At 56.2% G+C, this 25,288-nt stretch carries 28 protein-coding genes; 10 read left to right on the top strand and 18 right to left on the bottom strand.

Annotation, left to right across the window (positions count from 1 at the left end):
- The first annotated feature begins 8 nt into the window (after window positions 1-8).
- The 3 genes from ACOKCT_RS11350 to sodC all read left to right on the top strand — a co-directional run bounded on the left by ACOKCT_RS11350 (window position 9) and on the right by sodC (window position 1,793).
- Window positions 9-248 carry a DUF1289 domain-containing protein gene (locus tag ACOKCT_RS11350; protein WP_103179366.1) on the top strand — a complete coding sequence of 80 codons (240 nt, stop codon included), beginning with the start codon at window positions 9-11 and terminating at the stop codon, window positions 246-248.
- 49 nt (window positions 249-297) lie between these two features.
- Window positions 298-1,194, top strand: coding sequence for an aldo/keto reductase (locus ACOKCT_RS11345; protein ID WP_420193495.1), 897 nt, complete (start codon window positions 298-300; stop codon window positions 1,192-1,194).
- An 80-nt stretch (window positions 1,195-1,274) separates the two neighbouring features.
- Entirely contained in the window at window positions 1,275-1,793 is a 519-nt protein-coding gene (gene sodC / locus ACOKCT_RS11340; RefSeq protein WP_103179368.1) for a superoxide dismutase [Cu-Zn] SodC, read from the top strand.
- Here the strand turns inward: sodC and ACOKCT_RS11335 are convergent.
- From ACOKCT_RS11335 to ACOKCT_RS11325, 3 genes are read right to left on the bottom strand one after another with little or no spacing between them, the layout of a single operon-like run.
- On the bottom strand, window positions 1,772-3,805 hold the full coding sequence (locus tag ACOKCT_RS11335) for an FUSC family protein (RefSeq protein WP_214421904.1): 2,034 nt from the start codon (window positions 3,803-3,805) through the stop codon (window positions 1,772-1,774). The genes sodC and ACOKCT_RS11335 overlap by 22 nt on opposite strands.
- Window positions 3,802-4,665 carry an HlyD family secretion protein gene (locus ACOKCT_RS11330; protein ID WP_263950901.1) on the bottom strand — a complete coding sequence of 288 codons (864 nt, stop codon included), beginning with the start codon at window positions 4,663-4,665 and terminating at the stop codon, window positions 3,802-3,804. Before ACOKCT_RS11330 ends, ACOKCT_RS11335 begins: the two co-directional genes overlap by 4 nt.
- A gap of 2 nt (window positions 4,666-4,667) precedes the next feature.
- Window positions 4,668-4,904, bottom strand: a complete 237-nt coding sequence (locus ACOKCT_RS11325; protein WP_103823914.1) for a DUF1656 domain-containing protein — start codon at window positions 4,902-4,904, stop codon at window positions 4,668-4,670.
- A gap of 187 nt (window positions 4,905-5,091) precedes the next feature.
- On the opposite strand from ACOKCT_RS11325, the gene slyA reads away from it, so the two are divergent.
- Window positions 5,092-5,532: a transcriptional regulator SlyA gene (slyA, locus tag ACOKCT_RS11320; RefSeq protein ID WP_103179372.1), complete on the top strand. Its 441-nt coding sequence runs from the start codon at window positions 5,092-5,094 to the stop codon at window positions 5,530-5,532.
- 36 nt (window positions 5,533-5,568) lie between these two features.
- Here the strand turns inward: slyA and ACOKCT_RS11315 are convergent, their stop codons facing one another.
- Together ACOKCT_RS11315 and slyB are read right to left on the bottom strand one after the other, a co-directional pair.
- On the bottom strand, window positions 5,569-6,927 hold the full coding sequence (locus tag ACOKCT_RS11315) for an MASE4 domain-containing protein (protein ID WP_420193494.1): 1,359 nt from the start codon (window positions 6,925-6,927) through the stop codon (window positions 5,569-5,571).
- Window positions 6,928-7,111: 184 nt separating this feature from the next.
- Window positions 7,112-7,579: an outer membrane lipoprotein SlyB gene (slyB, locus tag ACOKCT_RS11310; protein ID WP_103179374.1), complete on the bottom strand. Its 468-nt coding sequence runs from the start codon at window positions 7,577-7,579 to the stop codon at window positions 7,112-7,114.
- A 285-nt stretch (window positions 7,580-7,864) separates the two neighbouring features.
- On the opposite strand from slyB, the gene anmK reads away from it, so the two are divergent.
- The 5 genes from anmK to pdxY all read left to right on the top strand — a co-directional run bounded on the left by anmK (window position 7,865) and on the right by pdxY (window position 12,448).
- Window positions 7,865-8,989, top strand: a complete 1,125-nt coding sequence (anmK, locus tag ACOKCT_RS11305; RefSeq protein WP_103179375.1) for an anhydro-N-acetylmuramic acid kinase — start codon at window positions 7,865-7,867, stop codon at window positions 8,987-8,989.
- Window positions 8,990-9,085: 96 nt separating this feature from the next.
- The gene (gene mliC / locus ACOKCT_RS11300; RefSeq protein ID WP_103179376.1) at window positions 9,086-9,409 is read left to right on the top strand and encodes a C-type lysozyme inhibitor; all 324 of its coding nucleotides are present in this window, start codon (window positions 9,086-9,088) and stop codon (window positions 9,407-9,409) included.
- A 57-nt stretch (window positions 9,410-9,466) separates the two neighbouring features.
- A complete protein-coding gene (pdxH, locus tag ACOKCT_RS11295) occupies window positions 9,467-10,123 on the top strand; it encodes a pyridoxamine 5'-phosphate oxidase (protein ID WP_159339033.1) in 657 nt (218 codons plus the stop codon).
- Between the two features lie 126 nt (window positions 10,124-10,249).
- Window positions 10,250-11,524: a tyrosine--tRNA ligase gene (gene tyrS / locus ACOKCT_RS11290; protein WP_103179378.1), complete on the top strand. Its 1,275-nt coding sequence runs from the start codon at window positions 10,250-10,252 to the stop codon at window positions 11,522-11,524.
- A 63-nt stretch (window positions 11,525-11,587) separates the two neighbouring features.
- Window positions 11,588-12,448: a pyridoxal kinase PdxY gene (gene pdxY, locus ACOKCT_RS11285; RefSeq protein ID WP_420193493.1), complete on the top strand. Its 861-nt coding sequence runs from the start codon at window positions 11,588-11,590 to the stop codon at window positions 12,446-12,448.
- A gap of 88 nt (window positions 12,449-12,536) precedes the next feature.
- Here pdxY and gstA read toward each other — a convergent pair whose 3' ends face one another.
- The 12 genes from gstA to blr form a co-directional block, all read right to left on the bottom strand.
- Complete coding sequence (gene gstA / locus ACOKCT_RS11280; RefSeq protein WP_420193492.1) at window positions 12,537-13,142, bottom strand: glutathione transferase GstA; 606 nt, start codon at window positions 13,140-13,142, stop codon at window positions 12,537-12,539.
- Between the two features lie 108 nt (window positions 13,143-13,250).
- Window positions 13,251-14,759 carry a dipeptide/tripeptide permease DtpA gene (gene dtpA / locus ACOKCT_RS11275; protein WP_103179381.1) on the bottom strand — a complete coding sequence of 503 codons (1,509 nt, stop codon included), beginning with the start codon at window positions 14,757-14,759 and terminating at the stop codon, window positions 13,251-13,253.
- Window positions 14,760-15,374: 615 nt separating this feature from the next.
- The gene (gene nth, locus ACOKCT_RS11270) at window positions 15,375-16,010 is read right to left on the bottom strand and encodes an endonuclease III (protein WP_103179382.1); all 636 of its coding nucleotides are present in this window, start codon (window positions 16,008-16,010) and stop codon (window positions 15,375-15,377) included.
- Window positions 16,007-16,693: an electron transport complex subunit E gene (locus ACOKCT_RS11265; RefSeq protein ID WP_103179383.1), complete on the bottom strand. Its 687-nt coding sequence runs from the start codon at window positions 16,691-16,693 to the stop codon at window positions 16,007-16,009. The genes nth and ACOKCT_RS11265 overlap by 4 nt, the downstream gene beginning before the upstream one ends.
- A complete protein-coding gene (rsxG, locus tag ACOKCT_RS11260; RefSeq protein WP_420193491.1) occupies window positions 16,690-17,316 on the bottom strand; it encodes an electron transport complex subunit RsxG in 627 nt (208 codons plus the stop codon). The genes ACOKCT_RS11265 and rsxG overlap by 4 nt, the downstream gene beginning before the upstream one ends.
- A 10-nt stretch (window positions 17,317-17,326) precedes the next feature.
- Window positions 17,327-18,379 (bottom strand): electron transport complex subunit RsxD, encoded by a 1,053-nt coding sequence (rsxD, locus tag ACOKCT_RS11255; protein ID WP_103179385.1) that lies wholly within the window; start codon window positions 18,377-18,379, stop codon window positions 17,327-17,329.
- Entirely contained in the window at window positions 18,380-20,593 is a 2,214-nt protein-coding gene (gene rsxC, locus ACOKCT_RS11250; RefSeq protein ID WP_420193490.1) for an electron transport complex subunit RsxC, read from the bottom strand.
- Complete coding sequence (rsxB, locus tag ACOKCT_RS11245) at window positions 20,586-21,164, bottom strand: electron transport complex subunit RsxB (protein ID WP_103179387.1); 579 nt, start codon at window positions 21,162-21,164, stop codon at window positions 20,586-20,588. Before rsxB ends, rsxC begins: the two co-directional genes overlap by 8 nt.
- Entirely contained in the window at window positions 21,164-21,745 is a 582-nt protein-coding gene (gene rsxA, locus ACOKCT_RS11240; RefSeq protein ID WP_039029166.1) for an electron transport complex subunit RsxA, read from the bottom strand. The genes rsxB and rsxA overlap by 1 nt, the downstream gene beginning before the upstream one ends.
- Window positions 21,746-21,821: 76 nt before the next feature.
- Window positions 21,822-22,262 (bottom strand): DUF2569 domain-containing protein, encoded by a 441-nt coding sequence (locus tag ACOKCT_RS11235; RefSeq protein ID WP_103179388.1) that lies wholly within the window; start codon window positions 22,260-22,262, stop codon window positions 21,822-21,824.
- A gap of 85 nt (window positions 22,263-22,347) precedes the next feature.
- The gene (gene ydgT, locus ACOKCT_RS11230; protein ID WP_103179389.1) at window positions 22,348-22,563 is read right to left on the bottom strand and encodes a transcription modulator YdgT; all 216 of its coding nucleotides are present in this window, start codon (window positions 22,561-22,563) and stop codon (window positions 22,348-22,350) included.
- Between the two features lie 200 nt (window positions 22,564-22,763).
- Window positions 22,764-22,934 (bottom strand): division septum protein Blr, encoded by a 171-nt coding sequence (gene blr, locus ACOKCT_RS11225; protein ID WP_168192053.1) that lies wholly within the window; start codon window positions 22,932-22,934, stop codon window positions 22,764-22,766.
- Window positions 22,935-23,167: 233 nt separating this feature from the next.
- Between blr and ACOKCT_RS11220 the strand changes: the two genes are divergently transcribed.
- On the top strand, window positions 23,168-24,208 hold the full coding sequence (locus ACOKCT_RS11220) for an oxidoreductase (RefSeq protein WP_156654393.1): 1,041 nt from the start codon (window positions 23,168-23,170) through the stop codon (window positions 24,206-24,208).
- Window positions 24,209-24,238: 30 nt separating this feature from the next.
- On the opposite strand, the gene add is transcribed toward ACOKCT_RS11220, so the two are convergent.
- Window positions 24,239-25,240: an adenosine deaminase gene (gene add, locus ACOKCT_RS11215; RefSeq protein ID WP_159339027.1), complete on the bottom strand. Its 1,002-nt coding sequence runs from the start codon at window positions 25,238-25,240 to the stop codon at window positions 24,239-24,241.
- Between the last annotated feature and the right edge of the window lie 48 nt (window positions 25,241-25,288).

The raw sequence follows: 25,288 nt of genomic DNA, 5'->3' as shown, positions 1-25,288 counted from the left end.
AGGTGCGTGTGGCTGAACAACTGGAGTTCTTTCCTGTCCAGAGCCCGTGCCGCGGTATTTGCCAGTCGGATGAGCGAGGGTTTTGTCGCGGCTGTATGCGCAGCCGGGAAGAGCGTTTTAACTGGCAGTCGATGAGCGATGCCCAGAAACAGGAGATCCTGCGCCTGTGCCGCCAGCGTCTTTTGCGTAAATTGCGCGCAAACAAGCCCCCTGAAGCTGAAGAACCTCAGCAGCCCTCACTTTTTTAGCGTCACAAACGCGTATACTCTCCCCAGACTTTTTTTAAAGGAAATTGGTATGGTTCAGCGTATTACCCTTGCCCCGCAGGGCCCGGAGTTTTCTCGTTTTGTGATGGGCTACTGGCGTCTGATGGACTGGAACATGTCCGCCCAGGAGCTGGCCAGTTTTATTGAAGAGCATCTGGATCTGGGGATCACCACTGTCGATCACGCCGATATTTATGGCGGCTACGAGTGTGAAGCGGCCTTTGGTGAGGCGATGAAGCTCTCTCCCGCGCTGCGTGAGCGTATGGAGATCGTCACCAAATGCGGTATCGCCACCACGGCGAAAGCGGAGCATGCCCTCGGCCACTACATTACCGAACGCGACCATATTATTCGTAGTGCAGAACAGTCCCTCACGAATCTGGCGACCGATCGCCTTGACCTGCTGCTGATCCACCGTCCCGATCCGCTGATGGACGCCGATGAGGTTGCCGAAGCCTTCCTCGCCCTGCACCAGAGCGGCAAGGTGCGCCATTTTGGCGTCTCTAACTTTACGCCAGCCCAGTTTGCCCTGCTTCAGTCGCGTCTGCCGTTCACCCTGGCGACTAACCAGGTTGAAATTTCGCCGGTTTATCAGCCGCTGCTGCTGGACGGTACCCTCGATCAGCTCCAGCAATTGCGTATTCGCCCGATGGCCTGGTCCTGCCTCGGCGGCGGTCGCCTGTTTAATGATGATGCCTTCCAGCCGCTGCGCGATGAGCTGGCGAAGGTAGCCCAGGAGCTGAATGCCGAAACTATCGAGCAGGTGGTCTATGCGTGGATTTTACGTCTGCCATCCCAGCCGCTGCCGATCATCGGTTCCGGCAAAATTGAACGTGTACGTTCGGCTCTGGCAGCAGAGCAGTTGAACATGACCCGCCAGCAGTGGTTCCGCATCCGCAAAGCCGCGCTGGGTTACGACGTGCCGTAATTCTCTATTTGTCTGACTTTCCGGTTAAAACGTTGCCCTTGGTATAAACTTAAGGGGCAAAAAATAACCAAGGAGGTCATATGAAGCGATTTACTCTGGCAGCGTTAACGCTGGTGGTTTGTGCAGGTGCGCAGGCTGCCAGCGAAGAAGTAAAGATGAACCTCGTCACCTCTCAGGGGATCGGCCAGTCCATCGGGACAGTCACCATCACTGAAACCGATAAAGGCCTGGAGTTTTCCCCGGATCTCAAAGCCCTCCCTCCGGGCGAACACGGTTATCACGTCCATGCCAAAGGCTCCTGCGAACCGGCCATGAAAGATGGCAAACCGTCCGCCGCTGAGGCCGCGGGTGGACACCTCGATCCCCATAACACCGGCAAACATGAAGGGCCGGAGGGGATGGGCCACTTAGGCGATCTGCCAGCGCTGGTGGTCAACAATGACGGTAAAGCGACCGACCCGGTCGTTGCCCCGCGCCTCAAAAAGCTGGATGAGGTAAAAGGCAAAGCGCTGATGATCCATGTCGGTGGGGATAATATGTCGGATCACCCTAAACCTCTTGGCGGTGGCGGGGAGCGCTACGCCTGCGGGGTGATTTGATCGCTGAGGGTGCCCGGTGCGGGTGCCTGTTCCAGCTGGGATAGCGAGCAGTGCAGTCGCCAGATCAGGGCCGCAAGCTCTTGTCCGGCGGGCTGCGGATGATGCGACAGAGTGTCACAGATACGCTGAAGCTCATCCAGCGTGGCGGCCAGGGGACGCTGCTGTACGCCGCGTTCGCTCATGATGTCACGCAGCAGTGAGACGGCGACGTCGCGCACCCGGGCCAGCGGATCCGAGCGCGTCTCCCAGTCCCGTAACTGCCAGACCACATGGCTGCAGTTCAGCAGCACCACTCCCCAACGCAGCAGCCAGCGTCGCGCCAGCGCATCCTGACTGTTATTGAGCTGGTTAACATGGTGATAGACCAGCGATTCATAGCCATTCTCGCTGAGCCGCGGCCTGCGGCTCAGCTGATCGACAAATCCGCGCCGCAATTCGCGAATGTGACGACGGCTCTTACGCGCATCGGAGCCCGGACGCAGCACCGCAAAGGCCAGCCACGTCAGCCCCACGCCAAGTATTTTTGCCAGGTTGTCATTGAGAAAATCGGCAAAGTCATACACCGGCGGGTTGGTCACTGAAATAAATGAACCCATAAAGACAATAAGCTGCCCCCACAGACCGGCGAGGGCGGGCATCTGCTGCTTCATAAGTTGCATGGTGGTCAGCAGCGGGAAGAGAAACAGCAGGAACAGCCAGAGGTCCGAGATCTGCACCATCAGGCCAAACTTGACCACAAAGCTGAAGAGCGAGAGCAGGATCAGGGTGCGCAACAGCAGCGTGAGCGAATTAAAGGGCGAGGCCGCCACCGAATAGAGCACGCTGCTGATCGCGGCCAGGGTCAGGGCCGCCCCCCCTGCATCCCACTGGGCGGCAATGGTCCAGGCGCCTACCAGGCTAAGGGCGCAAAAGGTGCGAAAGCCGCTCCAGAGCGCTTCAAGATTATCAGTATGCCGGGCCAGCGCCGGGCTGCGGGGAACGATAAATTCTGTTATCGGCGTCGCGGTTTCAACGGCTTTTATCCAGCGGCTGCTCTGTAGATACAGACGGCAGAAATAGCGTAGTCGCAGCCAGAAGGCACGATGGCGGTAATCCGCGTCGGTGCCTGGCCTCAGTGGAGCAAGGATCCGCGCCACGGTATAAAAATCGGCGTCAGGACGGGCAAGGGCGGCGAGGAGTTGATCGATAACCTCCCGGGTGTGGGCGGGCGGATTGGGCCAGTTCAGCAGCATGCGGCGCAGACTGGAGATGGCGCTGGTCATCCGAAGCTGCTGGTGGAGGAGATAATTAAGCAGGGCATTCTGGCGGCGAAAACGGTAGTGGCTCCAGAAAGCCTGGATACGCAGCAGGTTCATGGTCAGGATTTGGGCGATAACCTTCTCGTGGGCCAGGCGAATGGCATCGTTACTGTCGGGCTGCCACAGCAGGCTGGCGTGCTCCAGCAGCCGGGTGTGCATGGTTTTCAGCGCGGTGATGAGGGCTTTGCCGTCGGAGGTGCTGGGCAGGATCATCATCATCACCCCGCCGCTAAGGATGCCAATAATAACTTCGCACACGCGGGCCTGGGCGATATCCCACAGCTGGGTGGTGTCGAGAATATCAATGACCGGGAACGCGATGATCGCCGCGGTGTATCCAGCCAGCTGGAAGGCATAGGCGACGTTATTGGTGAAATGGGCGCAGGCCCAGGTGCAAAGTGCCAGCCAGGCCGCCATGCTGAACAGAAATAGCCACGGGTCGTTGAGCGTATGACCGGCAATAATCAGCGCAGCGGTGGCACCGAGCAGGCTGCCCGCCACGCGGCCAAGGCTTTTACTGATCACACCGCCAACGGTCGGGAAGCTGACCACCGCCGCCGAGGTCATCGCCCAGTAGGGTTCGTCGAGGTTAAGACAGTAGGCGACGGTGAGAGCCAGGCACATCGCTATCCCGTTGCGCAGGGCGTAGCGCCACTGCGCCGGGGTCGCCTTTATCCACGGCAGGTTGCGCCATGAAAAAGCGGGGAGGTTCACCGGGCGGTTCCCACAGAGACGGTACAGGTGGTGCCGGAGACCAGCGTCAGGTCAGGCGGTAGCTTGTCGAAACTGATGCGCACCGGGATGCGCTGCGCCAGCCTCACCCAGGGAATATTGGGTTTCACGTCGGGCACCAGCCCTGAATCGGTCTCCACGCTCTGATCGTAGATAGCCCGACCAATACTCGATACGTGACCCTGTAACGTTTGCGCGCTGCTGTAGAGTACGATCTGCACCGGCGCACCCTCACGGATATGCCGGAGCTTGGTCTCTTCAAAATAGCCCACCACGTAAAAGGAGTGGCTGTCGACCAGGGCGAACACCGGCTGGCCCGTGGAGGCGTAATCACCCACCCGGGTTGAAAGATTGGTGACCCAGCCGTCCACCGGTGCTTTAACCACCGTCTGGGTCAATTGCCACTGCGCCTGTTTTAGCGTCGCTTCAGCCACCGCTACGTTGGCCTGCATCGCTTTGACGTTAATATTGGCGGTATCCAGATCTTCGGCGGAGATATATTTTTGCGACAGGTGGCGGCGCCGGTTCGCTTCATTATTGGCTTTTGAGAGATCGGACTGAGCTTTTGCCAGCTGCGCCTCGGCGTTAAGCACTGCAATATGGAACGGGGTCTGATCAATTCTGAAGAGCACCTCTCCCGCATGGACAAACTGGTTATCTTTAATGTGCAGGGTGGTAATCGTGCCGGAAACCTGGGGCGTCACGCTGACCTGCTCGGCGCGCACCTTTCCGTCCCGGGTCCAGGGGGACTGCATATAATAATTCCATAGCCACCATCCGGCGATGAGCGCCACGGCCAGAACCAGTAATGATGAAAAATATTTAATTGTTTTCATAAGCATAGTCACCACACAATGAGCAGAACCAGGCCCAGGCAGACTGCAAGGACGAATAACGAAAGATCCATCAGCATGGGGTGCCAGATTTCACCGGAATAGATCCAGTCGCGCAGCAAGCGGTGGGTGACCAGCCAGAGAATAAAACCCAGCATCACCGCTTTGAACAGAGGGGGAAAGTAAACCGAGGCACCTACTATCAGATCCTGAAGCGGTAACCCCGAGGCGTTAAGCGTGAACGTCACGTGCCGGTTCCTTTGCAAATGGGTCGTGGCCAAAAAGCGCGGCCGCATAACGCGCTGGGGCGTCACAACAAAGTGTAAATCAGACTCTCATCAAGGATGTATGCAGTATTGCATTTGTTTTGGCAATATAAATGCTGCACACTATTCTAAAATCAGTATAATAACTTAGCAAGCTAATTATAAGGAGATGAAATTGGAATCGCCACTAGGTTCTGATCTGGCAAGGTTAGTACGCATCTGGCGTGCTCTGATTGACCATCGCCTGAAACCTCTGGAATTGACACAGACGCATTGGGTCACGCTGCATAACATCCATCAGCTGCCACCCGACCAGTCACAGATCCAACTGGCAAAAGCGATTGGCATCGAGCAGCCATCACTGGTACGAACGCTCGATCAACTGGAAGAGAAGGGGCTGATTTCACGCCAGACCTGCGCCAGCGATCGTCGTGCCAAGCGGATTAAACTCACTGAGAAAGCCACCCCCATCATCACAGAGATGGAGGCGGTGATCAGCAAAACGCGCGGTGAGATCCTCTCAGGGATCACGCCCGCCGAACTGGAACTGCTGATCTCGCTGGTAGCCCGGCTTGAGCACAATATCAATGAGCTACAGTCCCGCGACTAACCTTTAAAAAAGCCTTGCGAACGCAAGGCTTTTTCTTTACTGGAACACGACCACCCGGTTACGTCCGCTCTCTTTTGCCTCGTACATCGCTTTATCTGCACGCCCGACGCACTCTTCCGCGCTGATGTTCTCTATGGCGGTAAACACGCCCATGCTGATGGTGATGGGCTCGGGAAGTTGTTCCTCCGAGCTGGCTTTATCGAAGCTGCTCAGTTTTAAGCGTATCCGCTCCGCAACCTGGCGCGCCGCTTCAGGGGGGGTATGGGTTAACAGCAGAACAAATTCTTCTCCCCCGATACGCGCCGCAACGTCATTTGGCCGGACGGAATCCATCAGCAACTGGGCGACAAACTGCAAAACCTTATCTCCTTGCAGGTGTCCATAGCAGTCGTTGATGCGCTTAAAACGATCGAGATCGCTGACGATAACCGAGACCGGCTCCGTCGGTTTTACCGTATGAAGGGCGTGGTTCAGGGCATCATAGAAATAGCTACGGTTGTAGAGCCGGGTCAGCGGATCGCGAATCGAGTTCTGGTAAGACTGTTGATACTTCAGATGCGATTCGCGATAAAGATTAAATACGTCATACAGCAGGACAAACATAATCAGCAGCGTTGCAACGGCTTCAAATAACCGTGCGCGATACCATGAGATATCTTCTGCGTGTCCGCCTGACAACAGCATGGCAAGCGTGGCGATATAACAGAGGCATAAGAAATTGCCGCCCACCCAGAACAGATTGCGCACCCGCGTCGTACGCAACAATCTCGCCAATGCAATAATCCAGAACGCGATGAGCGTAATGTTAATCGGCCGTTTCCACAGCAACAGATATTGCCGGGTGTCGTTGTCGACCAAATCTAATGATAATAAAGCCACGTTGCTGGAGTAGAGCCAGGCGAGGATCACAATCAGGGCCGTAAATATAAACATGCCTGAAATTATCGAAAGATGGAAAATTCGCGACAGTGGTCGGCTGCGGATAGCGTACAGCACAGCCGCAACGATAAAAAGCACGGCCATCAGCAGATGACGGAACGCGAAGTAGATCATGGCGTCGTTATAGTTAACAACGTTGAACTGATACAGATCCAGCCAGGCCGGGAAGCTGGATAGCGTGCCCACCATCAACAAAGCCGAACCGACGAAGGCAAAGGCAAAGGACATCAGATATAAACGCATTCTGTCGCACCAGTATTTCATCACCATGAAACAGGCGATAAACAGGTGAAATACCAGTAAAAAAATGGTGAGCATAGGAAAGAGAAACGGGGAAAATGACGCCGTCTTTCCGACCAGGCCAAAAAAAAGAGAGTGTAAAATTCCGATGACAATAAAGCAGCCCACAAAGAACTGCGCATACTTGTTCTTAATATAATGATTTATCGCAAGCATAAATATTTCAAATAAAGAAAAAAGGATTTGCGAATCATCTCATAAGCGCAGGGGGAATACTTTGCGCAGGAACAAGCGGTACGAGAATTAAATATAAATAATGTGAATGTATTAAATTAATATATTTATATTAGTAATGCTTAATGGTGCGGGGCGTGATCGGATGACCACGCCCATAACGTTATTAACGTGGGGAGACGGTGACCTGGCTGCCGTTGCTGGCCAGTACCACACGTTGACCAGCAGCAAACCGCGTATTGCCCTGTTTCTGGACCACCATAATGGTGCTGCCGTCATCCTTGCGGATCTCTAACTCAACGCCCTGGGATTTATTCATCGCACCCTGGACGCCCTGACCCGCAACGCCACCGGCTACGGCACCCGCCGCGGTTGCCAGTGAACGGCCTGTGCCGCCACCCACGGTGTTACCGAGGAAGCCACCCAGTACCGCACCGCCAAGTGCGCCGATCACGTTGTTCTCATCACCACCCTGAATCTGTACCGGGCGCGCGTTCACGATGGTGCCGTAAGTGACATTCTGAACCTGTTTCGCCTCAGAGGCACTGTAAACGTCCCCGGACAGGGAGTTGTCATTAACACAGCCAGCCAGAGTGAATCCAACCAGCGAAACGGCCAGTACACGTAAAATCATTTGAATCTCCTGTTCACCAAAAACGCTCGTTGAGCATCCGTTATGGCTAAATTATATGGCATCGGGTGCCATAAATCCTATCTTTGCTCAAACACAATCAGAATGGTACTCGATTCTCACTCAACCATAGCTATACAAGCGACGATGTCACCCTGCAGGAGATACGGATTATTCCTGGAATGACGCCCAGCGCCAGCTATTGTTAAAAAGTATGAGTCCATCGTAGCATTGATAATCGGTTTATGGTGGAGTGAGTCATCAGCCCAAACGGATTAAGGAAAACGGATGAAATCGGGTCGCTACATTGGCGTAATGTCAGGAACCAGTCTGGATGGTGTGGATGTCGTCCTGGCGGCAATAGACGAGAATATGGTTGCCCAGCAGGCAAGCCTTAGCTGGCCTATTCCCCAGGAGACGAAACAGGCGATCCTGAATATCTGTCAGGGCCAACAGCTGACGCTGTCGCAGCTGGGACAGCTTGATACGCAGCTCGGACGCCTGTTCGGTGATGCGGTGCTGGCGCTGATGAACCAGGAGAATCTTCGTCCGCAGGATGTGGTGGCGATCGGCTGTCACGGGCAAACGGTCTGGCATGAGCCGGGCGGCGACGCGCCGCATACGTTGCAGATAGGCGATAACAACCAAATCGTCGCCAAAACCGGCGTGACGGTGGTGGGGGATTTCCGCCGCCGCGACATGGCCCTGGGCGGGCAGGGCGCACCGCTGGTCCCCGCGTTCCACCACGCCCTGCTGGCGCATCCGACGGAGCGCCGCATGGTGCTCAACATCGGCGGCATCGCCAATCTTTCTTTATTGATCCCAGGCCAGCCGGTACGCGGCTTCGACACCGGGCCGGGAAATATGCTGATGGACGCCTGGATCTGGCGTCAGGCGGGTAAAGCCTACGATAAAGACGCCCAGTGGGCATGCAGCGGTAAAGTTATTATCCCGCTGCTGCAAAGCATGCTCAGCGATCCCTATTTTGCCGCACCGGCGCCGAAAAGCACTGGCCGCGAATACTTCAACTACGGCTGGCTTGAGCGTCAGCTGGCGAACTTCCCGGGCCTGGCGCCTGAGGATGTACAGGCCACGCTGGCGGAGCTTACTGCCGTTTCGGTCTCGGAACAGGTGCTGCTGAGCGGGGGCTGCGAGCGTCTGCTGGTGTGCGGCGGTGGCAGCCGTAACCCACTGGTGATGACCCGTCTCGCCGGTCTGCTGCCGGGCACGGAGGTAACCACCACCGACAAGGCAGGGATCAGCGGCGATGACATGGAGGCGCTGGCCTTTGCCTGGCTGGCGTGGCGCACGGTGGCTGGTCTGCCGGGGAACTTACCCTCGGTAACCGGAGCCCGTGAAGCGAGCGTGTTAGGTGCTGTTTTTCCAGCGAATCCGCGGCAAAATCAGAGTTAACCGAATTTCACTTAAGCCTGCTGTGGGTAAGAATAGCCGAAAAAACGGGAGGGCCTACGCGCCCTCCGGGACCAGGAAAGTCTTCGGAATTTACCCATGAAAAAACTGCTTCTTGCTTTTACTCCCTTTCTGCTGGCGAGCTGTAGCGTTTACAACCAGTTCGTCGAGCGCATGCAAACCGACACGCTGGCCTATCAGTGCGACGAAAAGCCCCTTACCGTTAAGCTCAATAATCCCCGTCAGGAAGTCAGTTTCGTGTACGACAATAAGCTGCTGACGCTGAAACAGGGGATCTCCGCTTCCGGGACCCGATACAGCGACGGGGTGTATGTCTTCTGGTCGAAAGGCGACAGTGCAACGGTCTACAAGCGCGATCGCATTGTGCTGAACAATTGTCAGATCGAAAATCCGAAGCGTTGAGATTTTGCAGGGGGCGGCGCACAATAGCGTCACCCATTGTCAACGTCAGTTAACGCCATGTCAGATAACGACGAATTGCAGAAAATTGCGCACCTGCGGCGCGAATACACCAAAGGCGGCCTGCGTCGCCAGGATCTCCCCGCCGAGCCGCTGGTGCTGTTTGAGCACTGGCTAAAACAGGCCTGTGAAGCACAACTTGCCGATCCCACCGCGATGGTGGTTGCCACCGTCGATGAAAATGGCCAACCCTGGCAGCGCATCGTGCTGCTCAAACATTACGATGACAAAGGACTGGTGTTCTACACCAACCTTGGCAGCCGTAAGGCGCAGCATCTGGAAAACAACCCGCGTATCAGTTTGCTCTTCCCGTGGCATATGCTGGAGCGCCAGGTGATGGTCACCGGCTCCGTTGAACGTCTCTCAACCATTGAAGTGGTGAAGTATTTCCACAGCCGTCCGCGGGACAGTCAGATTGGTGCCTGGGTCTCTAAACAGTCGAGCCGTATCTCTGCCCGCGGCGTGCTGGAGAGCAAATTCCTTGAGCTGAAACAGAAATTCCAGCAGGGCGAAGTGCCGCTGCCGAGTTTCTGGGGCGGCTTCCGCGTCTCCGTTCAGCAGATGGAATTCTGGCAGGGCGGTGAACATCGCCTTCACGACAGGTTTATCTATCAGCGCGATAACGGCGCGTGGAAAATCGATCGGCTGGCACCCTAATCCCCGAAATTTGTTCTCTTAAGCGCTGGCGCTACGTTGGTCAGCGCTTTATTCTATGTACCTTTCGCGTCTGGCGAAAAGTCGTGTACCGGCAAAGGTGCAGTCGTTTTATACATGGAGAATTTGATGGCAAGCAGTAACTTGATTAAACAATTGCAAGAGCGGGGGCTGGTAGCCCAGGTGACGGATGAGGAAGCGTTAGCAGAGCGACTGGCGCAAGGCCCGATCGCGCTCTATTGCGGCTTCGATCCTACCGCTGACAGCTTGCATTTGGGGCATCTGGTTCCTTTGTTATGCCTGAAACGCTTCCAGCTGGCTGGCCATAAGCCTGTGGCTCTGGTCGGTGGCGCAACGGGTCTGATTGGTGACCCAAGCTTCAAAGCCGCTGAGCGTAAACTGAATACGGCGGATACCGTAGAGGAGTGGGTGGCGAAAATCCGCAAACAGGTCGCGCCATTCCTCGACTTTGACTGTGGTGAAAACTCCGCGATCGCTGCGAACAACTACGACTGGTTTGGCAGCATGAACGTGCTGACCTTCCTGCGGGATATCGGTAAACACTTCTCCGTTAACCAGATGATCAACAAAGAAGCGGTGAAGCAGCGTCTGAACCGTGACGATCAGGGCATCTCCTTTACCGAGTTCTCCTACAACCTGCTGCAGGGGTATGACTTTGCCTGTCTGAACAAGCTGCACGGCGTTGCGCTGCAGATTGGCGGCTCCGATCAGTGGGGTAACATCACCTCCGGTATCGATCTGACCCGTCGTCTGCACCAGAATCAGGTCTTCGGTCTGACCGTTCCGCTGATCACCAAAGCGGACGGCACCAAGTTCGGTAAAACTGAAGGCGGCGCGGTATGGCTCGATCCGAAGAAAACCAGCCCGTACAAGTTCTACCAGTTCTGGATCAACACCGCAGATGCTGACGTTTATCGCTTCCTGAAGTTCTTCACCTTTATGGACATTGAAGAGATCAATGCTCTTGAAGAAGAAGACAAAAACAGCGGTAAAGCGCCACGCGCCCAGTACGTGCTGGCCGATGAGGTCACTAAGCTGGTTCACGGCGAAGAGGGCTTAGCGGCGGCCAAGCGCATTACCGCCAGCCTGTTTAACGGCACCCTGAGCGATCTGAGCGAAGCAGACTTCGAACAGCTGGCGCAGGATGGCGTGCCAATGGTGGAGATGGAAAAAGGCGCCGATCTGATGCAGGCCCTGGTCGACTCTGAGCTTCAGCCGTCCCGTGGCCAGGCGCGTAAAACCATCGCCTCTAACGCCATCACCATTAACGGTGAAAAACAGTCTGACGCGGAGTACGTCTTCGCTGACAGCGATCGCCTGTTTGGTCGTTATACCTTGCTGCGTCGCGGTAAAAAGAATTACTGTCTGGTTTGCTGGAAATAATCATAAAAGCACAGGGGCGTGGGAAACCACGCCCCTTTATTTTTTCAGGGTTGTGGTAAGAAAATGAAGAATATCCTCGCCATCCAGTCCCACGTCGTTTTTGGGCATGCTGGCAACAGCGCCGCAGAATTTCCGATGCGCCGTCTCGGGGCCAATGTCTGGCCGTTAAATACCGTTCAGTTTTCCAACCATACGCAATACGGCAAATGGACCGGTTGCGTGATGCCGCCCGCTCATCTCACAGAGATTGTTCAGGGCATCGCTGATATCGACAAACTCAAAACCTGCGATGCCGTGCTGAGCGGTTATCTTGGATCAGCCGAGCAGGGCGAGCATATTCTCGGTATTGTTCGCCAGGTGAAGGCGGCGAACCCGGCGGCGAAATATTTCTGCGATCCGGTGATGGGCCATCCGGAAAAAGGCTGTATCGTGGCGCCAGGCGTGGCGGAGTTTCACGTGCGTCACGCTCTTCCGGCCAGCGACATCATCGCCCCAAACCTCATTGAACTGGAGATCCTCTGTGAACATCCGGTGAACAGCGTGGAGGAGGCCGTTGCGGCGTCCCGTGAACTGATTGCGATGGGGCCGGAAATCGTGCTGGTGAAACATCTGGCCCGCGCCGGAATCAGCCCGGATCGCTTTGAGATGCTGCTGGTGACCAAAGATGAAGCCTGGCACATCAGCCGTCCGCTGGTGGATTTTGGCAGCCGTCAGCCGGTGGGCGTGGGCGATGTGACCAGCGGTCTGCTGCTGGTGAAACTGCTGCAGGGGGCAACGGTGCGTGATGCGCTTGAGCATGTTACTGCGGCGGTGTATGAAATCATGATCGCCACGAAGAACATGCAGGAGTATGAGTTGCAGGTGGTGGCCGCCCAGGACCGGATTGCGAAGCCGGAGCACCTCTTTAGCGCGACCCAGCTGTAAACTTTTGCCGTGTGATGCTGCGCTTGCCGGGCCTACAGAGCTCGTAGGCCGGGTAAGCGCTAGCGCCACCCGGCAATAAACCGCTCTCTTACTTTAACCCTTCCGCTTCCAGTGCTGCCGCCACGGCAGGACGTTCCGCCATACGCGACATATAGGCGTCAATGTGGCTTAACCCTTCCATGTTCAGCTTCACGGCCCGCGCCCAGCGCAGGACGGTAAACAGATACGCATCGGCAATGGTAAAGCGCTGCCCGCAGATCCACTGATCCTCTTTCAGCGACGCGTTCACATACTGCAGTTTCTTCTCCAGCAGGGCGCGAACGATCGGCTTGTACTCTTCCGGGGTGTCCGGGCGGAACAGCGGGGTAAAACCTTTATGCAGTTCGGTGGCGATGTAGTTCATCCATTCAATGGTTTTATAGCGGGCGATAGTGCCGGCTGGCGCCAGTAGCTGGCGATCCGCGACGCTGTCCGCGAGGTACTGCATAATGGCAACACCCTCGGTGAGCAGGGTGCCATCTTCCAGCAGCAGGGCCGGAACCTGGCCTTTAGGATTCACCGCGAAAAAATCATCGCCGTTTTCCAGACGCTTTTGCATCAGATCAACACCGTTGAGGGTGAAGTCTTTACCGCTCTCGCGCAGCGTAATATGGGAGGCAAGAGAGCAGGCGCCTGGTTTATAGAACAGTTTCATCGGTCACTCCTGTTTACGTAGGTTTACCCTATGTTAGTGCGCCCCATAATAAAAAAAAAGCCGCTAACGCACAGTTAGCGGCTTGTAGTCAGTCGTTTCCCGATGACATTACACGGCGGCGGTGTTGCTCGCTTTAGCGGTATTGTCGTCGTCCTGAGTCATGCGGTTCAGTTTTGGTGCAGTCAGCATCATCAGCACAGCGATAACCGCAGTGGCGATACCAATCTGCAGGAACACGTCACCATAGACATGCAGCGACTGCAGCGGGTCGGTCACATCAGAAGGCACAGCCATCAGGTTGGCGATCTTACCGGCGATGATGGCAGCACCGGCAGTGGTCAGGAACCAGCTACCCATGATGAAGCCCATCAGACGCTGTGGAACCAGCTGTGCAACCATCGCCAGGCCCAGACCGGAGATCATCAGCTCACCGATAGACTGCAGGGCGTAGCTCAGGATCAGCCAGTTCACGGAGACGATACCCGCGTCGCTGGCGAATTCCGCGCCCAGCGGCAGTACCAGGAAGGCACCCGAGCAGAGCACCATGCCCACCGCGAACTTGTGCGGCATTGGCAGGCGGTCGCCCATCTTGTTGTAGATGGCAGCCAGGATCGGGCTACCTACCATGATCCAGAACGGGTTCAGGGCCTGGAACTGCTCAGGCTCGAACGCGATACCCAGGATAGAGTGCTCAACGTTACGGATCGCGAAGAAGTTCAGAGACGTTGGCATCTGGCTGTACAGCACGAAGAAGACAATCGCTTCAACCATCAGGATAAAGGCAACAATCATCTTACGACGCGCCGCGCCCTGCATGGAGAAGGCTTCTTTTGCAAAGATGCAGATGATACCCAGCGCAACCACGCCCAGCACCGCACGGGCAATACCCTGGTTGTGCAGCAGCCAGGTGGCGATAGCAACCAGCACGACAACACCAACCAGCGTCGCCAGCAATTTACCCATCTGTACCGGCGCAAAGTCAGGTTTTGAACCGTACTCTTTCACCCAGCTGCGGCAGAACAGGAAGTTCACCACGGTGATCAGCATACCGACGAAGCTCAGGGCAAACGCCACGCTCCAGCCGAATTTTGCTGCCAGCCACGGGGTTGCCAGCATGGAGAAGAAGGAGCCAATGTTGATGGACATGTAGTACATGGTGAATGCACCGTCCAGACGCGGGTCATCTTTCTTATAACAGGTAGAAAGCAGGGCAGACGGGTTCGCCTTGAACAGGCCGTTACCCACCGCGATGGTCGCCATACCCAGGTAAACCACGCCGGCATCGTGACCGGACCAGGCTACCAGACCATAACCGATCGCCAGAACGATGGCGCCCAGCAGGATGACACGTTTGGTTCCCAGTACTTTATCGCCCAGCCAGCCACCAATTGCGACCAGACCGTAGACCAGAGCACTGAAAGAAGAGAACAGGGTGATGGAATCGGCTTCGGACATACCCAGTTGTTTCACCAGGTAAACCGCCATGATCCCTTGCAGACCGTAGTAACCAAAACGCTCCCACAGCTCAATAGAGAATATGAGATAGAACGATTTAGGTTGTTTGAAAGCGTTAAGACTTACGCTCTCTTCAGCTGGTTTATTGTTTGCAGTAGACACATATACCTCTTTTTTTACATCCCATATTAACGGGGGTGTTCATAGCGTGATGACCGTAGTCCATCCGCTTTATAGTTATAGTGGGAGGGGAAACGGCGGGTAATGTTCACTATCCTGACCCGTCTGGCAAGACGTTTGTAATAGTCTGTTACATTTAACTCAAGCCCTATAATGCGCCAGAAACCTAAATGTTATTTAGCGTTAAATTTTACCGTTTCGGTGAAACTGGTTTTTTTCACTATTCAGTAGGGGAGAAAATCGCCGTATGGCGATATGTTCTGCTGTAAAAGGTGTTGGGCAGTGATATGGCCTATGTTCTGAAAAATAACCGGACATATCTACGGTTGAGAAGGGGGTATTTCTCGATGCTGTAGGGCTTTAGTAGCCATTTTGACACATAAAATTAACAGCGTGTGAACAGAGTGATCGCCATCACATTTATATAGAAAATTTTGCTGACGAAAAAACAATTAACCTGTTTGATTGTTATATAGCCACACAATGCGCGAACCGTAAACTTTTGCTCAGACAGAAAAACTGCAAAAGGCGAGCCTGAAAGATACTCGTGCTTAATATAAGGTTTTCAGGTGATAAAAAAACCGTCGAATGACGGTTTCAGTGGTCGGTTTTCTCTTTAAATTCACAGAGATCTTCAATAATACAGGAGCCACAGCGCGGTTTACGCGCAATGCAGGTATAGCGTCCGTGGAGGATCAACCAGTGATGGCAGTCGACCTTGAACTCCGCAGGAACCACTTTCAGCAGCTTATCTTCGACCTGCTCCACGTTTTTGCCCGGAGCGAAGTTCGTTCGGTTGCAGACACGGAAGATATGGGTATCCACGGCAATGGTCGGCCAGCCGAAGGCGGTATTCAGCACCACGTTGGCGGTTTTACGGCCCACGCCAGGCAGTGCTTCCAGCGCCGCGCGATCTTCCGGTACCTCACCGCCGTGCAGCTCTATCAGCATCCGGCAGGTCTTGATCACATTCTCGGCTTTGCTGTTAAACAGGCCGATGGTTTTGATGTACGACTTTACCCCCTCAACGCCCAGCTCCAGCATCGCCTGAGGCGTGTTGGCGACGGGGTAGAGCTTCGCGGTGGCTTTATTGACGCTCACGTCGGTCGCCTGCGCGGAGAGCAACACCGCGATCAACAGTTCAAAGGGCGAGGTAAAATTCAGCTCGGTGGTCGGGTGCGGGTTATTCTCACGCAGGCGCTGCAAAATGGTTAAACGTTTCTCTTTGTTCATGAGGCCTTCTCAGGGATCCCTTCCTCTGCGCTGCGCGTGGCAGCGCGGCGTTTACGTTTCTCATCAATGAGATATTTTACTGCCAGCATCATCCCCAGGCCAATAAACGCGCCAGGGGGCAGCATCGCCAGCAGGAACGGCGTATCGGTGTGGAACACCTCAATGCGCAGAACTTTGGCCCAGCTGCCCAGCAGCGCATCTGCGCCATCGAACAGGGTACCGTTGCCAAGGATTTCACGCATGGCGCCCAGGACAAACATCGCCCCGGTCGCCCCCATGCCGATGGCAAAGCCATCAAGGGCCGAAATCAGCGGATCGTTTTTCACCGCAAAGGCTTCGGCGCGGCCCACCACGATACAGTTGGTGACGATCAGCGGGATAAAAATCCCCAGCGACTGATAGAGGCCAAAGGCCCAGGCGTTGATCAGCATCTGCACGACGCTCACCACCGAGGCGATAATCATCACGTAGATCGGAATACGAATCTCTGACGGCGTCCAGCGGCGCAGGGCAGAGATCGACAGGTTGGTCAGGATCAATACCAGGGTGGTGGCAAGGCCAAGGCCCAACGCGTTGGTAACGGTGGAGGTGACGGCCAGCAGCGGACACATCCCCAGCAGCTGTACCAGCGCGGAGTTGTTTTTCCACAGCCCCTGAACAAAAACCTCTTTTACCTGGCTCATGAAGGCTCCTCACAGGCGGGCAGATTGTTAAGTTGCGCAGGCAGCGATTGTGCATAAACCCCCGCACGTTTAACGGCGTTCACTACCGCACGTGGGGTGATGGTCGCACCGGTAAACTGATCGATATCACCACCATCTTTTTTCACCGCGAACGCCGGATCGTCAATACCGTGGATCACTCTACCAGCGAAATGCAAAATCCAGTCGCTTAAGCGGGTTTCAATCTTATCTCCAAGGCCTGGCGTTTCGTGGTGCTCGGTCACGCGCGTACCCAGCACGGTGCCGGAAAAATCGGTGCCCACCAGCAGCCTGATAGCGCCGGAGTATCCATCCGGGGCGGTGGCTTCCATCACCACGCCGGTCGGCGTATCGCCTTTACGGGCGATAAAAATACGGTGGGTGCCTTTGCCAAGCGCTGGCGTCTGGACAAGATAACAGCTCTTCTGCAGATCGTTATCGTAGATATCTGCCGGGATCACCTGGTCAAACAGCGCTTTTTGCTGACGGGCCGCCTGTTCATCAATGGTGGATTTGGTTAAGCCGTTGACCAGCGCGGTCATGCCGGTGAGCACGGCGGCAAAGAGCGCCAGCGTCACGCCGTGTTTTTGCATCGTTTTTAACATGGCGAGATCCTTAGCGATGGCCGTACACGCGCGGACGCGTGTAGTAGTCGATGAGCGGAACGGTGATGTTCGCCAGCAGCACGGCAAAGGCCACGCCGTCCGGGTAACCGCCAAAGCTGCGGATCAGCCACACCAGCAAACCGGCCAGCGCGCCAAAAATCAGGCGCCCACGGTTGGTGGTAGAGGCCGTTACCGGGTCGGTCAGAATAAAGAAGGCACCCAGCATGGTCGCGCCGGAGAGCAGATGGATCTGCGGCGACGCCAGCGACGCCGGCGAGAAGAACCAGCCCAGCCCGGAACAGACCGCAAGCGTTACCAGGAAGCTCACCGGGATATGCCAGCGGATCGCTTTCTGCCACAGCAGGAACAGGCCACCGGCCAGGTACGCCAGGTTAACCCACTGCCAGCCCGCGCCTGCCAGCACGCCGCTGTAAATGGGCGACTGGAGGATCTGCTCTACGCTGTGACCCGCATGCAGAGAGGTTTTGAAGGTATCGAGCGGCGTCGCCTGGCTGATGCCATCCACCCCCAGACGCAGGGTGTTCATATCCGCGCCGCTGGCGGTATGGCCGGAGAAGATCACCTGCACGGCATCCATAAAGCCTGGCACCGTCGCGGCAATCTCATGCGGCGGCAGCCAGCTGGTCATCTGCACCGGGAAGGAGATCAGCAGCACCACATAGCCAATCATCGCCGGGTTAAACGGGTTATGCCCGAGGCCGCCATAGAGCTGCTTGGCGATGATTACCGCAAATACGGTGCCGAGCACCACCATCCACCAGGGGGCGAAGGGCGGAATACTGATGGCCAGCAGCAGGCCGGTGAGCAGGGCGGAATTGTCCGCCAGAATTTTGCCCACCGCGATTTTTCGCAGTTTGAGTACCAGCGCTTCGGCCGCCAGCGCGCTCACACAGCCAAGGATGATCTGCAGCAACGTACCCCAGCCGAAGAACCAGAGCTGTACGGCAATGCCCGGCAGTGCGGCCAGGCAGACCAGCATCATAATGCGCGATGTCTGGCGCTGGTTATGGGTATAAGGGGAGCTTGCGATTCTGAAAACCATTTAATCCTCGTTAACTGCCTGCTGTGCGGCTCTCTTCGCCTGTACCCGCGCGATGGCGGCAGCCACTGCCGCTTTGCGTGGATCGTCATTGGCTGCCGGCTCTTCTTCCTGTTGCGCCGCCTTGCGCGCTTTTGCCCGGGCAATAGCGGCTTCGACCGCGGCTTTACGCGGGTCGACGGGTACGGGTTCTTCCTGTTTTGCTTCCGGCGGCGTGGCTTTCCGGGCTTTGGCCCGGGCAATCGCCGCTTCGACGGCCGCTTTACGCGGGTCGACCGGAGCCTGTTCAACCTGAATATCGTCCGGCTGCGCCGCTTTGCGGGCTTTGGCCCGGGCGATGGCCGCTTCGACCGCCGCTTTACGCGGATCGACTGGCGCTGGCTCGCTCTGGCTCTCTTCCGGTGGCGCGGTTTTGCGGGCTTTTGCACGGGCAATGGCCGCTTCGACAGCGGCTTTACGCGGATCCACCGGCGCTGGCTCGGCCTGAGTCTCTTCCGGTGGCGCCGCTTTGCGGGCTTTTGCGCGGGCGATGGCCGCTTCGACCGCCGCTTTACGCGGATCGGTTTCTGTTGATGCGGCGGCAGCCTGCGCTTTTTCCGCCTGACGGGCGCGGGCCTCTGCTTTGCGCGCTTCGCGGGCGGCAATCATCTCGCTGTTATCCGGGCGCTGACCCGCCGGGATCACCACATCTTCTGTCGCGGTGGCTTTCTTCTCGCGCACACGCGCCAGGGCAGCATTAATGGCATCCTGGTCTTTTGCCGCAGGCTGAACTGCCGCTTTCTTATGGCGCGCTTCTCGGGCGGCTTTCTCGCGTTCAAGGCGCTGCTGGCGCGCTTCAAACCGTGCTTTGGCTTCGGCTGCGCGTTTCTCTTCCTGGGCAATCGCGTAAATTTCGGCTTTCTCGACGCGGAAATATTGCACCAGCGGAATATTGCTCGGGCAGACCCAGGCGCAGGCGCCACACTCAATGCAGTCGGCCAGGTTGTGGGATTTCGCTTTATCGTGGATCTGCCCTTTGCTGTACCAGTAGAGCTGCTGAGGCAGCAGATCCGCCGGGCAGGCATCGGCACAGGCGCTGCAGCGAATGCAGCCTTTCTCTTCCTGCGTTTCGCCCATCTCGCTGACGGACGGCGCCAGCAGGCAGTTGGTGATTTTTACCACCGGGACATCCAGCCAGGGCAGGGTAAAGCCCATCAGCGGCCCGCCCATAATTACCATTTGCTCGGCGCTCGGGCAGAACCCGGCCTGATCCAGCAGATGACGAACCGGCGTGCCCAGACGCGCCCAGACGTTGCCGGGACGGCTAACCGATTCCCCGGTAAGGGTAACGACGCGCTCGGTAAGCGGCTCGCCGTCAACAACGGCACGTTTAACGGCATAGGCGGTGCCGACGTTCTGCATCAGGACGCCAATGTCAGACGAACGACCGCCGTGCGGGACCTGCTTGCCGGTTAAAATCTGGGTCAGCTGCTTTGCGCCACCGGAGGGGTACTTGGTGGGAATAACGCGCAGGCTGATATCATGGCTGCCCGCCAGCACCGCACGCAGCATGGAGATGGCCTGCGGTTTGTTATCTTCAATGCCGATCAGCACCTCTTGCGGCTGCAGAATGTGCGCGAGAATACGAATGCCCTCGACGATCTGCGCGGCGCAGTCCTGCATCAGACGATCGTCCGCGGTGATGTACGGCTCGCACTCGGCGGCGTTGATAATCAGGGTTTTGATCTTGTCGCCGCCGCCCTGCAGTTTGTTACCGGTTGGGAAGCCCGCGCCGCCCAGACCGGCGACGCCAGACTGATGAATGCGCTCGATCAGCGCCTCGCGGCTGTGGTTGCGGTAGTCGCTCCAGCCGTCGCGCTCAATCCAGCGATCTTCGCCATCGGCGTCGATGATGACGCACAGCTCAGAGAGGGCGGAAGGGTGGGCAACGGTATGGGGCGCAATCGCCACCACGGTGCCGGAGGTAGGGGCGTGCACAGGCAGCATACGTCCGCGTCCAAAGGTCAGCGGCTGGCCGCGTAACACGCTGTCGCCAGGTTTAACGCACAGCTCACCCTCAGCACCGATGTGCTGCTTCAGGGGGATAACAAAACGGTTGGCCAGCGGGATCTGGCGCAGCGGCGTACCGCTGGACTGGGTTTTCATCTCTGGCGGATGAATACCGCCATCGAAATCCCAGATCTTCTCTTTTCTGAAGGCAGAAAATAACTTAAGCATGTTGTTCCACAGGAATAATGCGCACCGGAATGGTCTGAAGATCCCATTTCCAGCTATCGGTCGTGGTGGCTACCGGGCGTAACTCAATGCACTGGGTCGGGCAGGGGGCGACACAGAGGTTACAGCCGGTACACAGGTCTTCCATCACGGTATGCATGGCGCGCGTGGCGCCCACAATGGCATCTACCGGGCAGGCCTGAATACATTTGGTGCAGCCGATGCAGTTAGGCTCATCGATCACCGCCAGCATGCGCACCGGCTCCTGCGCGCTTTCATCACCATCGACCGGCTGGGGGTCGACGTTCAGCAGTTCGGCAATCTTCAGCATCACCGCTTCGCCGCCAGGCGCACAGCGGTTAATTTTTTCGCCGCCGCTGCCCACCGCCTCTGCGTAGGGGCGACAACCAGGGTAGCCGCACTGCCCGCACTGGCTTTGCGGCAGTAGCTCATCAATTTTTTCGACAATCGGGTCATCCTCCACCGCGAAGCGGCGTGAGGCGTAACCGAGAATGATGCCAAACAGCAGCCCCAGAACACTGAGGGCAGCAATGGCAATCCAGATTGCATTCATTACAACTTCACCAGACCACTAAAGCCCATAAAGGCCAGAGACATAAGACCGGCGGTAACCAGCGCGATGGCGTTACCGCGAAACGGTGCCGGGATATCAGCCGCGACCAGGCGTTCGCGGATCGCTGCAAACAGCACCATCACCAGCGAGAAGCCGACCGCGGCGGAAAAACCGTACAGCGCCGACTGCAGGAAATTGTGCCCAAGGTTAATGTTGAGCAGCGCCACGCCGAGCACCGCACAGTTGGTGGTGATCAGCGGTAGGAAGATGCCGAGCAGGCGGTATAACGCCGGGCTGGTTTTACGCACCACCATTTCGGTGAACTGCACCACCACAGCGATAACCAGAATAAAGGCCAGCGTGCGCAGATAGGTCAGGCCAAGGGGGATTAAAATCCAGGTATCTACCCACCAGGCGCAGATCGAGGCGAGGGTCAACACGAAGGTGGTGGCCAACCCCATCCCCATTGCCGTTTCGAGCTTTTTGGATACGCCCATAAATGGGCACAGGCCAAGGAACTTCACGAGAACGAAGTTGTTTACCAGCACCGTGCCGACAAAGAGCAGTAAGTAATCGGTCATTATTCAGCCTGACATAAAAAAGCCGCCTATTATCGGATAAACCGGCGCAGGCGACAACAGGTTAACTGTAAGGTTATTACGGGTTCACAAAGGTGTTCTTTACGCGGGCCGAGCGCTTAAAGTACGGCACGAAAAGCGCGGTCACCAGCAGTGGGAAGAGGAGTTGACGCACTGCCAGCGCATCGGAAACCGGCGAAAAGGCGAAGGCTTTCACGGCCAGCAAGACAGAGACCAGCAGCCAGATAATATAGTGCTTAGGCACGCTCCGGCGGCGTTTAAAAAACGCGATGGTCAGCCACAGCGTGTAGTACCACATGGCAATCGCAAAGGCGAAAGAAATAAACCACATGACGATAGCAGAGGTATTTTGCGCGCCCAGCGTTTTAAGCGCGTGCGGCGTAATTAATGCAGTGGAATAAAGTACCAGTGCCAGCGACGCACTTAATAATGCAACCAGCAGCCAGGCGAGCGGAGCAAGTAACCAGCCGCCAATTTTTTCTCCAGCCGTTGTGGTCATGTTCTCTCCCGATAGTCAGCGAAAAGCGCGAACTGCAAATTAGCAGGGCGAGAGTATATAACATTTCCGGGCAATGAGTACCCTTTTAGAGCACGTAACGCCACACCGACTTAGGCACTTCGCCAATGTTGAACAGGCGTCCACCAGAAACCAGCTCAGCGCGGCGATGGTCAGCGGCGCGGTACATGCTGATAATGTCCTGATTGTCACTCAGGGTGTAGTTCAGATGGTCAAAGAGCTTTTCCAGACTTTCAAGGGAATTAATTTTGCGAAATTTTAATAAATAGTCCTGAACTGTCATTTTAATAATTTTCCATATGAGTGAGTAATGCCAAAGGAGTAATTAGGTCGAATAATAAACGGTTCAAATAAGACGTAAACGGTTTGCCAAAGCGCACCGGCAAAAATAAGAGTTTTCTTGATTGATGAAATCAGGCGTCGGCCGACGCCTGGCGAAGAAGGTTAACGCTGTTCATGACGGCTGGCAATAAGCAACTGACATCATATGTCACTATTTTTGGTGAGCGTATGAGGCTTGGCTTGATTGAGGGTATTTACCGGCTCGGGTGGCTGGTAGTTATCAATATGACTGGCAACGGCGAGCAGTATCACCGACACGCCCAGCACGATCCATCCCGCTAACTCGATAATTCGATTAATTATTGTCGTCATGATTCTTGGTGATGTTTTATCCATAAATACAGATCCAGAATTTTACAGTGCGATATGCCTTCGGGCAAGCGCTTTACAAGGATGTTTTGCGATTGTATTCAGCGAGTTATAAATGTTAATCAGAAATTACTGATTGCTTCTGTTGCTATAGGGCAAGGTACGCCAGATTAATCTATTGTGACGGGAGAGGAGATAGTGTGAAATATGCAGGTCAAAAGATGAGAGGCGATTTCATGAGCGACAAAATCCGTGTTGGATTAATAGGTTATGGTTATGCGAGTAAAACATTTCATGCCCCGCTGATTGATGGCACCCCGGGGATGGCGCTGGCAGCCATTTCCAGCAGCGATGCGACGAAAGTTCATGCCGACTGGCCAACCGTGCCGGTGGTTTCTGAGCCGAAGCATCTGTTTAACGATCCCAATATCGACCTGATTGTTATCCCGACACCAAACGACACCCATTTCCCGCTGGCGAAAGCGGCCCTTGAAGCGGGCAAGCATGTGGTGGTGGATAAACCCTTTACCGTGACACTGTCACAGGCTCGCGAACTGGACGCGCTGGCAAAAAGCCTGGGTAAACTGCTCTCCGTCTTCCACAACCGCCGCTGGGACAGCGACTTCCTCACCGTTAAAGCCCTCATTGCCGACGGCTCTCTGGGGGAAGTGGCATTCTTCGAATCACATTTCGACCGCTTCCGTCCGCAGGTGCGTAATCGCTGGCGTGAGCTGGCGGGTCCGGGCAGCGGCATCTGGTACGATCTGGCCCCGCATCTGCTTGACCAGGCCGTTAACCTGTTTGGTCTGCCGGTGAGCCTGAACGTCGATCTGGCCCAGCTGCGCCCTGGCGCGCAGGCCACGGACTACTTCCATGCGGTGTTGAGCTATCCGCAGCGTCGCGTGGTACTGCATGGCACGATGATGGCGGCGGCGGAATCTGCACGTTACATCGTGCATGGCTCCCGCGGCAGCTATGTGAAGTTCGGTCTCGATCCGCAGGAAGAACGTCTGAAAAACGGGGAGCGCCTGCCGCAGGAAGACTGGGGCTATGACATGCGTGACGGCGTGCTGACCCGCGTGGAAGGGGAAGAGCGTGTGGAAGAGACCTGGCTGACTCTGCCGGGCAACTACCCGGCCTATTATGCCGGTATTCGCGATGCGCTGAACGGCCAGGGTGAAAACCCGGTCCCGGCAAGCCAGGCGATTCAGATTATGGAACTGATTGAGCTGGGTATCGAGTCCGCGAAACATCGCGCGACCCTCTGTCTGGCCTGAAAACAAAGCCCGGCAATGCCGGGCTTTTTCTTACCCGCGTGCGACCTTGTCGCGCAGCGCCTGCTTCTCGGCAGATGTTAAGAATGCCATCTCCAGACCATTGATCTGCGCCTGGCGAATCTGCTCGCGGCTCAGTCCGGCCTGCGGGGCGGCCACCGTGTATTCGTGAATAATATCGACCCCCTGAACCGCCGGATCGTCAGTATTCAGCGACGCTATCACGCCATGCTCAAGGAAAGTTTTCAGCGGGTGGTGCGCCAGCGTCGCCACGGTACTGGTCTGAATATTGGAGGTCAGACAGGATTCGATTCCGATGCGTTGCGCCGCCAGGAAGTCCATCAGGGCGCGGTCTTCCACCGCCTTCACCCCATGACCAATACGCTCGGCGCCCAGCTCGCGGATCGCCTGCCAGATGCTCTCCGGGCCTGCCGCTTCACCGGCATGGACGGTGATGTGCCAGCCTGCGTCGCGGGCGCGATTGAAGTGGGAGAGGAACAGACTGCCCGGGAAGCCCAGCTCGTCGCCCGCCAGATCGACCGCAGTGATATGTTCGCGGTGAGCCAGCAGGGCTTCGAGTTCCTGAAGGCAGGCGGCTTCGCCAAAGGTACGGCTCATGATCCCAATCAGGCGGGCTTCAACATCAAAGGCTTTACAGCCTTCGCGAACGCCAGCGATCACCGCCTCTACCACACCGTCAACCGGCAGGTTGTGGGACATGGCCATATAGCCCGGCGAGAAACGCAGTTCTACGTAATGCAGACCGTTGCGCGCGGCGTCCTCAATATTCTCGAAGGCAACGCGACGGCAGGCTTCCAGCGAGGCGAGGACTTTTACCCCCCAGTCGAGTTTGCTTAAAAAGCTCACCAGATCCGGTTCGTTTTCTGTTACCTGCACATGCGGGATCAGCGACTCAAGGTTTTGTGCGGGCAGAGCCAAATTATACTGGCGACCAAGATCCAGAATGGTCTGGGCACGGATGTTGCCATCAAGGTGGCGATGAACGTCAGTTAGCGGGAGGGTGGTATCAATCATGGTCGCACTCTTTATTAGGTAAAGTGCGACATATTATAAAAATAAAAC

The organism is Leclercia sp. M-A074-M (assembly GCF_965195605.1).
Classification (GTDB): domain Bacteria; phylum Pseudomonadota; class Gammaproteobacteria; order Enterobacterales; family Enterobacteriaceae; genus Enterobacter.
Note: the sequence above shows the minus strand (reverse complement) of the source record. Positions and strands in the feature narration are given on the sequence as shown.